The organism is Pseudomonas sp. IB20 (assembly GCF_009707325.1).
GTDB lineage: Bacteria > Pseudomonadota > Gammaproteobacteria > Pseudomonadales > Pseudomonadaceae > Aquipseudomonas.
Genome location: NZ_CP046103.1, coordinates 4,852,644 through 4,865,566, shown reverse-complemented (window position 1 = coordinate 4,865,566; position 12,923 = coordinate 4,852,644). Strand labels below are relative to the sequence as shown.

13 protein-coding genes are annotated in these 12,923 nt (G+C 60.0%); 10 read left to right on the top strand and 3 right to left on the bottom strand.

Annotated elements, in window-relative coordinates; all coding sequences use genetic code 11:
• The first annotated feature begins 9 nt into the window (after window positions 1-9).
• From tkt to fba, 6 genes are all read left to right on the top strand, one after another.
• Complete coding sequence (gene tkt, locus GJU48_RS22725; RefSeq protein ID WP_094949112.1) at window positions 10-2,007, top strand: transketolase; 1,998 nt, start codon at window positions 10-12, stop codon at window positions 2,005-2,007.
• 155 nt (window positions 2,008-2,162) lie between these two features.
• Window positions 2,163-3,218 (top strand): erythrose-4-phosphate dehydrogenase, encoded by a 1,056-nt coding sequence (gene epd, locus GJU48_RS22720; protein WP_094949111.1) that lies wholly within the window; start codon window positions 2,163-2,165, stop codon window positions 3,216-3,218.
• 26 nt (window positions 3,219-3,244) lie between these two features.
• Complete coding sequence (locus tag GJU48_RS22715) at window positions 3,245-4,408, top strand: phosphoglycerate kinase (protein WP_094949110.1); 1,164 nt, start codon at window positions 3,245-3,247, stop codon at window positions 4,406-4,408.
• 29 nt (window positions 4,409-4,437) lie between these two features.
• Complete coding sequence (locus tag GJU48_RS22710; protein ID WP_094949109.1) at window positions 4,438-4,665, top strand: hypothetical protein; 228 nt, start codon at window positions 4,438-4,440, stop codon at window positions 4,663-4,665.
• A gap of 61 nt (window positions 4,666-4,726) precedes the next feature.
• A complete protein-coding gene (locus tag GJU48_RS22705) occupies window positions 4,727-5,059 on the top strand; it encodes an MliC family protein (RefSeq protein ID WP_094949108.1) in 333 nt (110 codons plus the stop codon).
• A gap of 277 nt (window positions 5,060-5,336) precedes the next feature.
• The gene (gene fba / locus GJU48_RS22700) at window positions 5,337-6,401 is read left to right on the top strand and encodes a class II fructose-bisphosphate aldolase (protein ID WP_003177554.1); all 1,065 of its coding nucleotides are present in this window, start codon (window positions 5,337-5,339) and stop codon (window positions 6,399-6,401) included.
• Window positions 6,402-6,621: 220 nt separating this feature from the next.
• On the opposite strand, the gene GJU48_RS22695 is transcribed toward fba, so the two are convergent.
• Both GJU48_RS22695 and GJU48_RS22690 read right to left on the bottom strand, forming a co-directional pair.
• On the bottom strand, window positions 6,622-6,915 hold the full coding sequence (locus GJU48_RS22695; RefSeq protein ID WP_094949107.1) for a fructose-bisphosphate aldolase: 294 nt from the start codon (window positions 6,913-6,915) through the stop codon (window positions 6,622-6,624).
• A 484-nt stretch (window positions 6,916-7,399) separates the two neighbouring features.
• On the bottom strand, window positions 7,400-8,065 hold the full coding sequence (locus tag GJU48_RS22690; protein ID WP_094949105.1) for a polysaccharide lyase family 7 protein: 666 nt from the start codon (window positions 8,063-8,065) through the stop codon (window positions 7,400-7,402).
• Window positions 8,066-8,375: 310 nt separating this feature from the next.
• Here GJU48_RS22690 and GJU48_RS22685 point away from each other — a divergent pair, with 310 nt between their 5' ends.
• From GJU48_RS22685 to GJU48_RS22675, 3 genes are read left to right on the top strand one after another with little or no spacing between them, the layout of a single operon-like run.
• Window positions 8,376-10,481 (top strand): putative bifunctional diguanylate cyclase/phosphodiesterase, encoded by a 2,106-nt coding sequence (locus GJU48_RS22685; protein ID WP_094949104.1) that lies wholly within the window; start codon window positions 8,376-8,378, stop codon window positions 10,479-10,481.
• A 42-nt stretch (window positions 10,482-10,523) separates the two neighbouring features.
• On the top strand, window positions 10,524-11,024 hold the full coding sequence (locus tag GJU48_RS22680; RefSeq protein ID WP_094949103.1) for a M48 metallopeptidase family protein: 501 nt from the start codon (window positions 10,524-10,526) through the stop codon (window positions 11,022-11,024).
• A 19-nt stretch (window positions 11,025-11,043) separates the two neighbouring features.
• Entirely contained in the window at window positions 11,044-11,340 is a 297-nt protein-coding gene (locus GJU48_RS22675) for a winged helix-turn-helix domain-containing protein (protein ID WP_094949102.1), read from the top strand.
• 114 nt (window positions 11,341-11,454) lie between these two features.
• On the opposite strand, the gene GJU48_RS22670 is transcribed toward GJU48_RS22675, so the two are convergent.
• Entirely contained in the window at window positions 11,455-11,907 is a 453-nt protein-coding gene (locus GJU48_RS22670) for a GNAT family N-acetyltransferase (protein ID WP_094949101.1), read from the bottom strand.
• 199 nt (window positions 11,908-12,106) lie between these two features.
• On the opposite strand from GJU48_RS22670, the gene GJU48_RS22665 reads away from it, so the two are divergent.
• Entirely contained in the window at window positions 12,107-12,844 is a 738-nt protein-coding gene (locus GJU48_RS22665) for a substrate-binding periplasmic protein (protein ID WP_094949100.1), read from the top strand.
• Window positions 12,845-12,923 lie beyond the last annotated feature (79 nt).

Sequence of the window (12,923 nt, the reverse complement as noted above, 5' to 3'; positions counted from 1 at the left end):
AGATCAGCGATGCCCAGCCGTCGTGAGCGTGCCAACGCCATTCGTGCCCTCAGCATGGATGCCGTGCAAAAAGCCAACAGCGGCCATCCCGGTGCCCCGATGGGCATGGCGGATATCGCCGAGGTACTTTGGCGTGACTACCTGAAACACAACCCGAGCAACCCGTCGTTCGCTGACCGTGACCGCTTCGTGCTGTCCAACGGCCATGGCTCGATGCTGATCTATTCGCTGCTGCACCTGACCGGCTACGACGTCACCATTGATGACCTCAAGAGCTTCCGCCAGCTGCACAGCCGCACCCCGGGCCACCCGGAATTCGGCTACACCCCAGGCGTCGAGACCACGACCGGTCCCCTGGGCCAAGGCCTGGCCAACGCCGTGGGCTTCGCCCTGGCTGAAAAAGTATTGGGCGCGCAGTTCAACCGCCCTGGCCACAACATCGTCGACCACCACACCTACGTGTTCCTGGGTGATGGCTGCATGATGGAAGGCATTTCCCACGAAGTCGCTTCCCTGGCCGGCACCCTTGGCCTGGGCAAGCTGATCGCTTTCTACGATGACAACGGCATCTCCATCGACGGCGAAGTCGAAGGCTGGTTCACCGACGACACCCCGAAGCGTTTCGAAGCCTACAACTGGCAGGTGATCCGCAACGTCGACGGCCACGATCCGGAAGAGATCAAGACCGCCATCGACACCGCGCGCAAAAGCGAGCAGCCGACCCTGATCTGCTGCAAGACCACCATCGGCTTCGGCTCGCCGAACAAGCAAGGTAAAGAAGACTGCCACGGCGCCCCACTGGGTGACGCGGAAATCGCCCTGACCCGCGAAGCACTGAAGTGGAACCACGGCCCGTTCGAAATCCCGGCTGACATCTACGCCGAGTGGAGCGCCAAGGAAAAAGGCCTGGCGACCGAAGCCGAGTGGGACCAGCGTTTTGCTGCCTACTCCGCCGAATTCCCGGAACTGGCCAACGAACTGGTGCGCCGCCTGGCCGGTGACCTGCCTGCCGACTTCTCGGAAAAAGCCTCGGCCTACATCGCCGAAGTCGCGGCCAAGGGCGAGACCATCGCCAGCCGTAAAGCCAGCCAGAACACCCTGAACGCCTTTGGCCCATTGCTGCCGGAAATTCTTGGCGGTTCGGCTGACCTGGCCGGTTCCAACCTGACCCTGTGGAAAGGTTGCAAAGGTGTCTCGGCTGAAGACGCCAGCGGCAACTACATGTACTACGGCGTGCGCGAGTTCGGCATGAGCGCCATCATGAACGGCGTGTCCCTGCACGGCGGCCTGGTGCCTTACGGCGCAACCTTCCTGATGTTCATGGAATACGCACGTAACGCCGTACGTATGGCCGCGCTGATGAAGAAGCGTGTTATCCATGTGTACACCCACGACTCCATCGGCCTGGGCGAAGACGGCCCGACGCACCAGCCGGTCGAGCAACTGACCAGCCTGCGCACCACGCCGAACCTGGATTGCTGGCGCCCAGCCGACGCGGTCGAATCCGCCGTGGCCTGGAAGCACGCCATCGAGCGTAAGGACGGCCCTTCGGCGCTGATCTTCTCGCGCCAGAACCTGCAGCACCAAGTGCGTACCGACGCGCAGATCGCTGCGATCAGCCGTGGTGGCTACGTGCTCAAGGACTGCGTTGGCGAGCCGGAGCTGATCCTGATCTCCACCGGTTCCGAAGTGGGCCTGACCGTTCAGGCGTACGACAAGCTGACTGCCCAGGGCCGTAACGTGCGCGTTGTGTCCATGCCGTGCACCAGCCTGTTCGAAGCCCAGGATGCTGACTACAAGCAATCGGTTCTGCCGTTGCAGGTCAGTGCGCGTATCGCCATCGAAGCGGCTCACGCCGACTACTGGTACAAGTACGTGGGCCTGGAAGGCCGCGTGATCGGCATGACCACCTACGGTGAGTCGGCGCCGGCGCCAGCGTTGTTCGAAGAGTTCGGCTTCACCCTGGAAAACATCCTGGGTCAGGCTGAAGAGCTGCTGGAAGACTAAGTCAGTCTGCGTTGTTTGCACTGGCGCTATCGCGGGCAAGCCCGCTCCCACATTTGATCTCGGTCTAAGGTGGGGGCGGGCTCCGTGGTGGGGGCGGGCTTGCCCGCGATGGCGTCAGAACATTCAACTCCGAACTAACATTGATCGAGAACCCCATGCCCCAACCGCGTCCCTACAAAGTTGCACTCAACGGCTACGGCCGGATTGGTCGTTGCGTCTTGCGTGCTCTGTTCGAGCGAGGGGCGGCGGCCGGGTTTGAAATTGTGGCGATCAACGATTTGGCCGACATGGCCAGCATCGAATACCTGACACGCTTTGACTCCACCCACGGCCGGTTCCCCGGCGAAGTGCGGGTTGAAGGCGATTGTCTGCATATCAATGGCGACTGCGTGAAAGTCTTGCGCAGTGCCACCCCCGAGGGCATCGACTGGGCGGCGCTGGGCGTCGACCTGGTGTTGGAATGCTCCGGTGCTTACCACACCCGTGCCGATGGCCAGCGTTTTCTCGACGCTGGCGCACCGCGTGTGTTGTTTTCCCAGCCGATGGCCAGCGAGGCGGATGTCGACGCCACCATCGTCTACGGCATCAACCAGGATTGCCTGACCGGCGACGAGCTGCTGGTGTCCAACGCCTCCTGCACCACCAATTGCAGCGTGCCGCTGTTGCGCCTGCTGGATCAGGCGATCGGCCTGGATTACGTGTCGATCACCACGATTCACTCGGCGATGAACGACCAGCCGGTCATCGACGCCTATCACCACGAAGACCTGCGCCGCACACGCTCGGCGTTCCAGTCGGTGATTCCGGTGTCTACCGGCCTGGCTCGTGGCATCGAAAGATTGTTACCGGAACTTGCCGGGCGAATTCAGGCCAAAGCCGTACGCGTGCCGACAGTGAACGTGTCGTGCCTGGATATCACCATGCAAACTGTCAGTGACACCGATGCCACTGAGGTCAACCGGATACTGCGCGACGCCGCCACCAGCGGCCCGCTCAAGGGGCTTTTGGCCTACACCGAGTTGCCGCACGCCAGTTGTGATTTCAACCATGACCCGCATTCGGCCATTGTCGATGCCAGCCAGACCCGCGTTTCCGGCCCACGGCTGGTGAACATCCTGGCTTGGTTCGACAACGAATGGGGGTTTGCCAACCGAATGCTGGATGTTGCCGAACATTATCTGCACATCGCCTCTGCTAAATCAGCCCTTTAAATCAGCCAATTCAGGAACTGCGACCCATGACCGTGTTGAAGATGACCGACCTCGATCTGCAAGGTAAGCGCGTACTGATTCGCGAAGACCTCAACGTCCCAGTCAAGGACGGTGTTGTCACCAGCGATGCGCGAATCCTGGCCTCGCTGCCGACCATCAAGCTGGCCCTGGAAAAAGGCGCGGCCGTGATGGTCTGCTCCCACCTGGGTCGCCCGACCGAAGGTGAGTTTTCCGCCGAAAACAGCCTCAAGCCGGTCGCTGACTACCTGAGCAAGGCCTTGGGCCGCGATGTGCCGCTGGTGGTTGACTACCTGGGTGGCGTCGACGTTAAGCCTGGCGACATCGTGTTGTTCGAAAACGTGCGCTTCAACAAGGGCGAGAAAAAGAACAGCGACGAACTGGCCCAGCAATACGCGGCCCTGTGCGACGTGTTCGTGATGGACGCCTTCGGCACCGCGCACCGCGCTGAAGGCTCGACCCACGGCGTGGCCAAGTTCGCCAAAGTCGCCGCTGCTGGCCCACTGCTGGCTGCTGAACTGGATGCACTGGGCAAAGCCCTGGGCGCTCCGGCCCAGCCAATGGCCGCCATCGTTGCCGGTTCCAAAGTCTCCACCAAGCTGGACGTGCTCAACAGCCTGAGCCAGATCTGCAACCAGCTGATCGTCGGCGGCGGCATTGCCAACACCTTCCTGGCGGCTGCCGGCCACCCGGTGGGCAAGTCACTGTACGAACCGGACCTGCTCGACACCGCCCGCGCCATCGCTGCCAAAGTCAGCGTACCGCTGCCGGTGGACGTGGTGGTTGCCAAGGAATTTGCTGAAAGCGCCGCAGCCACCGTCAAGCTCATCGCTGACGTGGCGGCCGACGACATGATCCTGGACATCGGCCCGCAAACCGCAGCCAATTTCGCTGAGTTGCTGAAGTCCTCCAAGACCATTTTGTGGAACGGCCCGGTTGGCGTGTTCGAGTTCGATCAGTTCGGCAACGGCACCAAAGTACTGGCGCACGCCATTGCTGAAAGCTCGGCCTTCTCCATCGCCGGTGGTGGCGACACCCTGGCGGCCATCGATAAATATGGCGTTGCTGACCAAATCTCCTACATTTCTACCGGTGGCGGCGCGTTCCTCGAATTCGTCGAAGGCAAAGTTCTGCCAGCCGTTGAAGTGCTGGAAGCCCGAGCCAAAGGCTAAGGCTCGTGATCCGGAAAAGGAGCATTCCCATGATCAAGTCGTTGGCACTGGTGATCGCAGCGGGCCTGTTGGCCGGCTGCGGCAGCACGCCAAGCGCTAAGCCTGCGGGCGCAGAGTCTGCGCCGGGGCAGAAAAAGAGCTGCTACCAAGCTGACTGGCAAGCCGAAACCATGCCGGTGATCAACAAGCGCATCGGCAACGAACGGCTGGAGCAATACGGCGCCGCGCCCAACGGTCAGGAACAGGGTTGCCCCTGACGGGTCTGATCAACTAACCGACAGCAGTGGCGGCCCTTGGGCCGTCGTTCGAGGATTGGCAATGAAAGGCGTTTTCGCCCTGGCAGCCCTGGCTTTATTGGCCGGTTGCAGCAACATGAACATGTTCAACAAGGCAGAGCCTGCCGACAAGTGGACCACTTGGACCTGCGACAGCAAGGCCGAGGTCAACTGGCGCTTTGCCAACCAGGCTCGTTCCGAAGTGGATGTACGCCTCGGCGGTTCGGACCAGGTTTACCGTCTTAAAGAAGACGTTGCCGCCTCGGGCGTGCTTTACAGCAACGACCAGTTGGCGTTTCACACAAAAGGTGAAGAAGGCCTGATTTACTGGGTCGCCACCGATGATTTGATCGGGCGAGGCTGCAAAGCTCAGTGAGAACACTATCTCAAGATAAATGAGATCTAAATGTGGGAGCTGGCTTACCTGCGATTGCGGTGGGTCAGCAAAACAAATGTTGTCTGATCTGCCCCTATCGCAGGCAAGCCAGCTCCCACATTGATCGGCTTTTTCAGTGGCGTTAGCACACGGCCATGCCAGCAATAACGATTCAGCAGGCCAAGCCTTAACCCCTTGATCTGCAATAACTTGAATAGCAGCCGCCGCTACGGCAGGCTTGCACGATTAACGACCCTCGATCGGGAGAGACAACACAATGGCACTTATCAGCATGCGTCAAATGCTGGACCACGCAGCCGAGTTCGGCTACGGCGTCCCAGCTTTTAACGTCAACAACCTTGAGCAGATGCGCGCCATCATGGAAGCCGCTGACAAGACCGACTCCCCAGTGATCGTCCAGGCTTCGGCCGGTGCCCGCAAATACGCTGGCGCGCCTTTCCTGCGTCACCTGATCCTCGCCGCGATCGAAGAATTCCCGCACATCCCGGTGTGCATGCACCAGGACCACGGCACCAGCCCTGACGTGTGCCAGCGCTCCATCCAACTGGGCTTCAGCTCGGTGATGATGGACGGCTCCCTCGGCGAAGACGGCAAGACCCCAACCGACTACGAGTACAACGTACGCGTTACCCAACAAACCGTGGCCATGGCTCACGCCTGCGGCGTTTCGGTTGAAGGCGAACTGGGCTGCCTGGGTTCGTTGGAAACCGGTATGGCCGGCGAAGAAGACGGTATCGGCGCCGAAGGCGTGCTGGATCACAGCCAGATGCTGACCGACCCGGAAGAAGCCGCTGACTTCGTCAAGAAGACCCAGGTGGACGCCCTGGCCATCGCCATCGGCACCAGCCACGGCGCCTACAAGTTCACCAAGCCGCCTACCGGCGACGTGCTGGCTATCGACCGTATCAAGGAAATCCACAAACGCATCCCGAACACACACTTGGTGATGCACGGTTCTTCCTCGGTACCGCAAGAGTGGCTGGCGATCATCAACCAGTACGGCGGCGACATCAAAGAAACCTACGGCGTACCGGTTGAAGAAATTGTCGAAGGCATCAAGTACGGCGTGCGCAAGGTCAACATCGACACCGACCTGCGCCTGGCGTCCACCGGTGCGATGCGTCGCCTGATGGCTACCAACCCGAGCGAATTTGACCCACGTAAATTCTTCGGCGCCACCGTGACCGCGATGCGTGATGTATGTATCGCGCGTTATGAAGCGTTTGGTACGGCCGGTAATGCTTCGAAGATCAAGCCGATCTCCTTGGAAGCGATGTACCAGCGTTACCTCAAAGGTGAGTTGAACGCTAAGGTGAACTGAGCCTAAGGCGTTTAAAAAGAAGCCCGCAGCGATGCGGGCTTTTTTGTGGCTGGGATTTGATCAGGCCGCGTCAGGTGTATCGAAGCCGCGGTGCTCAATCACCCGGGAAGCGATGTACCAGCGTTACCTCAAAGGTGAGTTGAACGCTAAGGTGAACTGAGCCTAAGGCGTTTAAAAAGAAGCCCGCAGCGATGCGGGCTTTTTTGTGGCTGGGATTTGATCAGGCCGCGTCAGGTGTATCGAAGCCGCGGTGCTCAATCACCCGGAACACATCACTCACGTCCTGCACCAGAATGCGCGCGGTGTTGGCCACGTTGTTCAGGTCGCGCTCGGCGAAGTCCGGCAGGCTGGAGCAGGCGATCAGGTTGAGGTGTTCGAGGGCGGCGTTGAGGCGTTCGCGCAGGCAGGCGTGGAGTTCAAGCAGTGGGGCGTCGCTGTCGATTAACAGTACGGGGTAATCGGTTGCGGTTTCGGTGCATGGGGTGAAGCGGCGGGGTGGCAGTTGTTGGGTCATGGTGAATCCTTAACTCGGGAGAAGAATGACCACCGTTTGCTGCGAAACAAATTGGGTGGCAGCTGTACGCGGGTTCGCAGACCGAGGAGTTAAGACCCGGCAGACCCGAAGGTCTCCCACGCACAGCCGCCATAACAAGACGGCCATTGGCAGGAACGCCAGGGCTGTTTTGACGGGTGCGGAATTAACTCTGTAGGGCTGCGAAACCCTATCGCTGTTCAATGCCAGCGACGGGGGGAACTATAAGCGCCGATCTGGCTTGCCGCAACGGTCGTGTAGGACGAGCACTTAACCCTCAACCGACGCAGGGCAACTGTGGGAGCCGGGCTTGCCCGCGATGGCGGTGTGTCAGCCGCCGCAAAGACTGGCTGATCCACCGCCATCGCGGGCAAGCCGGGCTACCACAGGGACTGGCGGTGCGTTTAAGAGGTTGGTCATGAATTCTTGGGTTCAAGGTTGAGGCTTATGTCGATTGAAGCCTGGCTTACTCGTGATCAATATCCAACTTCGCAAATGTCACCCGCGCGCCTTCTTTATTGTCCCCACTGTTGTCTTGCACATACGCCCCCGCCTTGAAATACAACGGTTTGGCGCCCCACGCGGCACCGATGCGTTCATTCCACTGCCCGTCAGCGGCCTCCACACTCAGCAAGCCGGCCTTATTGAGGTTGATCACATAGGTAAAGCTCTTCTCCAGCGGCACATTGGAGGCCACGATAATCACGCGGCCTTCGTCTTCATCCGGGCGCATGCGCACCTTGGCGATGATGTTGCCAGTCTGGGTTTTTTCCTTGAATTGGTATTCCAGTTTGATCAGCGGTTTTTGGCTGTCATAGGCGTGGATCTGGCCGATCACGACTTTGCCGGAAGAGGGCACCTGATTGACGGCCAGGGTGGCGCGCAGGAAGTTGTCGGCGTCGGGGTAGGTCCAGTTACGCAAACGCCCGTCGGCGTAGGTTTCGCGCAGTTCGCTGCGCGGGTAAACGGCGTTTTCGGTGCGGGTACCGGTCACCGGTGTCCAGAATTGCACGTTGCTGCCTTCGGCCTGGAAATATTGGTCCTTGAAGCCGCTAAGCAGTTTCGGCGTGTCGATGGTCGCGGGCGGCGAGCCGACCGGAATGCTCAGGTTCCAGGTGGAAAGGTCGATCATGGTGTTGGCCTTTTACAGAGGGTGAAGGCTTTGGCCCGAGGGCCTTGCAGGTTCTTTATAGGCGGTGATCGTCCGGTTGTTAAACGATTACTGGCAATTTATTGGCGTCAGAGGAGTGCCAAAAAGCCATGTTTCCCATGAACCGTGGCCTGTAGGGCTTGACCGTTAGTCGGCTTCCAGGGCTTTGGCGCAATGATGGCACCCACGTCACTTCTGCTTTTTTGGAACCGGGGCTAGAGTGAGGCCTCATTGTTTGTCCGGTTTTTATATCAGAAGTGACCGGTGCAGCCCCTCAAGGAAGAGACGTAGCATGGATTGCGCTCCACACCCAGGCGATGGCAGTTCGGTACTCTTGGTGGTCGATGACTACCCGGAGAACCTCGTCAGCATGCGTGCGCTTTTGCAGCGTGAAGATTGGCACGTGATGACTGCAGCGTCGGGGCTTGAAGCCTTGGAGCTGCTGCTGGCGCACGAAATCGACCTGGTGTTGCTGGATGTGCGCATGCCCGGCATGGACGGCTTCGAAGTCGCCCGCCTGATGCGCGGCAGCCAACGTACGCGCATGACGCCGATTATCTTCCTGACCGCCCACGCCCAATCGCCCGCCGCTGTGCTGGAAGGCTATGCCAGCGGCGCCATCGATTACCTGTTTAAACCGTTTGACCCGCATATTCTCAAGCCCAAGGTGCAAGCCCTGCTGGAGCACCAGCGTAACCGCCGGGCCTTGCAGCGCTTGAGCCATGACCTGGAATCCGCGCGAGCCTTCAATGCCTCGGTACTGGACAACGCCGCCGAAGGCATCCTGGTGGTGGGCGAGGGCAGTGTGATTGAGTACGCCAACCCGGCAGTTTCGCGGCTGCTTAACGCCACGATGGCGGAGTTGCAGGGCGAGAGCTTCCTGAGTTTCTTGCAAAAGCCCCATGTGCCCGCCTGGCTGGGCTTCCCGATGTACGAGGCGTATCGCAAGGGTGAGACGTGGCGCCAGCACGACGCCATTTTGCGCACCGGTCGCGGCCAGCAGGTGCCGGTGGCGTTGTCCTGCGCGCCCCTGCCCGCCGAGCAGAAGGCCATGGTGGTGACGGTGCTGGACATGTCCGAGGTGCGCCACCTGCATCAGCAACTGGAGTTCCAGGCGGTGACCGACCCGTTGACCGGGCTGCTGAACCGGCGTGGCTTCCACCAGGCGGTGGAGAACATGCTGCTGCGCAGCGAGCGTAACGAGTTGTCGCTGGTGTTGCTCTACCTGGACCTCGACGGTTTCAAGCGGGTCAACGACTCGTTGGGCCACGATGCTGGGGATCGGGTGCTGCGCTGGGTCTCGGAGCAGATGCAGGCGTGTCTGCGTTCCTACGACATTCTCGGGCGCATGGGCGGGGATGAATTCACTGCATTGTTAGAGCTGGAGTTCCCGGAGCAGGCGGCGAAAATTTCGGAAAAACTGATCGAGCGCGTGTCTGTGTGCCAGCAGGTCGACGGTTTGGATGTAATGCTCGGTGTCAGTATCGGCATTGCGACCTTCCCGGACTGCGGCTCGGATTTGAACGGCCTGCTGCGCGCGGCGGACATCGCCATGTACGAAGCCAAGCGCGCGGGGCGTCAGCAATATCGCTATTACGATCAGGAAATGAACGGCCGCGCCCGCTCGCGCCTGATGCTTGAAGACAGCGTGCGAACCGCGATTCAGAACAAGGACTTCACTTTGGTGTACCAGCCCCAGGTGTCGCTGGAGGACGGGCGTTTGCGCGGCGTCGAGGCGCTGCTGCGCTGGCAGCACCCGAGTGTCGGCGATGTGCCGCCGGGCCTGTTTTTGCCGCTGTTGGAAGAGGCGCGGCTGATCAGCCAGTTGAGCGCCTGGATCTACCAGCAAGTCGCCGCCCAACGGCAAGCCTGGCAAGCGAGTTTCCATGAAGAGCTGGTGCTGAGCGTGAGCTTGAGCAGCAGCCAGTTCAACATGCCCAACCTGGCCAGCCAGCTGCAGCAGGTACTCGACCGACATGGGTTGCAGGGGCGGCAGTTGGAGGTGGAAATCAGTGAAGACAGCCTGATGAGTAACCTTGAAGAAACCAACAAGCAGTTCAAATTATTGCGTCAGGTCGGCGTGCGTATCGCGCTGGATGACTTTGGTTTGGGGCAGTGTTCCCTGGCCCACCTGCGTGACCTGGAGTTCGACACGCTCAAGCTGGACCCACAACTGGTGGCGCGCCTGCCGGGCTCGATGCGGGACGCGGCCATGGCCCGTAGCATCATCCAGCTGTGCGGGCATTTTGATGTGCTGGTGATCGCCGAGGGCGTGGATACCCTCGAACAGTCGCACTGGCTCAAGGCCAATGGTTGCTCATTTATCCAGGGGCCGTGGGCGGCGCAGCCGCTGCGGCCTGAGGAAATGGCCGATTGGTCCCACCCTGGGCCGCTTTGAATTCGCTACACTGGCGGCCATTCGAACCTTGTTGCTGAACTCATGACCGCGCTGAAATACCTCCAGGCCTACCCCGCAGCTCTTCAGGAACAAGTGCGCCAGATGATCGCCAAGGACCAGTTGGGCGCCTATCTGGAACAACGTTACCCCGAACGCCATGCGGTGCAGAGTGACAAGGCGTTGTACAGCTACGCCCTGGCCTTGAAGCAGGAACACCTGCGTAACGCGCCGGCCATCGACAAAGTGCTGTTCGACAACCGCCTGGACCTGACTCACCGCGCGTTGGGCCTGCACACCACGATTTCACGGGTGCAGGGTGGCAACCTCAAATCCAAGAAAGAGATTCGTATTGCCGCACTGTTCAAGGAGGCGGCGCCGGAGTTTCTGCGCATGATCGTGGTGCACGAGCTGGCGCACTTCAAGGAATCGGACCACAACAAGGCGTTCTACAAACTCTGCGAATACATGATGCCCGGCTACCATCAGGTGGAATTCGACCTGCGGGTGTACCTCACGTATCGCGACTTGCAGGGCAAGCCCTAACCTCAGTAGGCGATCAAGCATGGACGTGAGCAAGACCAAAAGCAGTTTCTACCGCCGCCTGTATGTGGCGTACCTGATCGACAGCGGGCAAGCCAGCAGCGTCCCGGCGTTGACCGACGCCACCGGCATGCCTCGGCGCACGGCGCAGGACACGATTGCCGCGCTGGCCGACCTGGATATCGTGTGCGAGTTCGAGCAGGAAGACGGTGCGCGCAACCATGCCGGGCACTATCGGATTCGCAGTTGGGGGGCGATTGATCGGAAGTGGATCGAGGCGAACCTGGCGGGGATCAAGCAGGTGTTGGGTTATCCCTGAATGTGGCGGTGATTGGGCTGACGCTTTCGCGAGCAAGCCCGCTCCCACAGTCGACCGCGTTTCAAAGGGTGTACACGGTTAAATGCGGGAGCGGGCTTGCTCGCGAAAAGGGGCTCAAGCGCGCCGCATACCAATATGTGGAATATCATCCTCCAAATATTGCTCACCCTCCACCACAAACCCATACCGCGCGTAATACCCCTGCAAGTGCGCCTGGGCTGACAGAAAGATCGGCGTCTCAGGCCAGATATCTTCAATGCGCTTGAGGGCCTCTTCCATCATCTGATGGCCCAGCCCGGTGCCGCGTGCCACTGGCGCGACGATCACGCGGCCGATCACCACATCATCGTCCTGGGTCTGCGGGTCCAGCAGGCGCAGGTAGGCCACCAGTTCGTCATCTTTCCAGGCCATCAAGTGGTGGGTATCGCCCGAAAGGTCCTGCCCGTCGAGGTCCAGGTAAACGCACTGCTGTTCAACGACAAAGACCTCGCTGCGCAGACGCAGAATGGCGTACAGCTGTTCCTTGCCTAAGTCATCGTGATGCTTGCAGACCCAATCAACCGTCATGGTGTGCTCTCTCAATTAATGGCTGTTGCCGATAGTAAGCGCGACGGGCCCCCCTGTCTAAATTCGTCATTTTTGTGAATGGCGTCAATTTGCCATCATTCAGTGCAATCCCCGCTGAGTTCTTTGTGTAATCTGCAATACAGGCTCATTGATGAGCTACTGTTATCAGGCCACTGCCTGCCCGCCAAGGACTTTAAGCATGCCGCGATTTTCTCGTGCCGTTGCTTTGATAGGAGTGTTGCTGCTGACCACGCCTGCGGTCGCACAACGTCTGCGCCTGGTAGCGGATGCCTGGCCCCCGTTCACCGATGCCACCTTGGTCAACGGTGGGTTGGCCACCGATATCGTCAGCACCGCCTTGGCTCGCGCCGGCTACGCCAGTGATTTCGAACAGGTGCCCTGGGCGCGAGCGCTGATGGGCGTGGGCGACGGGCGTTATGACGTGCTGGTCAATGCCTGGTACGACGATTCACGCACGCAATTGGGGCAGTTTTCCGCGGAATACCTGTTGAACCGTGTGCGCTTTATCAAGCGCCGCGACGATCCCATCGATTATCAGAGCCTGGAACAACTGCACGACCAGCCCATCGCGGTGGTGCGCGGTTATGCCTACTCGGCGGCCTTCGACCAGGATGCGCAGTTGCAGAAAGTGCCGGTGCATAACTTCGCCATGGCCGTGCGCATGCTCGCGGCGCAGCGCGTAAGGCTGACGCTGGAAGATGAATATGTTGCGCGCTATTACCTGGCGCGCGAATCGCCCCGGGTGCGCAATACGGTGGAGTTTTTACCCAAGCCGCTGAGTGAGAACAGCCTGCATATTCTGGTCAGCCTGAAGAACCCTGAGCATGAGCAAATTGTCGCCAGTTTCGACCGGGAGATTGCCAGGATGAAGGTCGATGGCAGTTATGCGCGGTTGATGAAGGCGCACGGGATGTAGGGTGCTTGAGGGCCACATCGCGGGCAAGCCCGGCTCCCACAGGTAACCGCATTCCAATGTGGGAGCTGGCTTGCCTGCG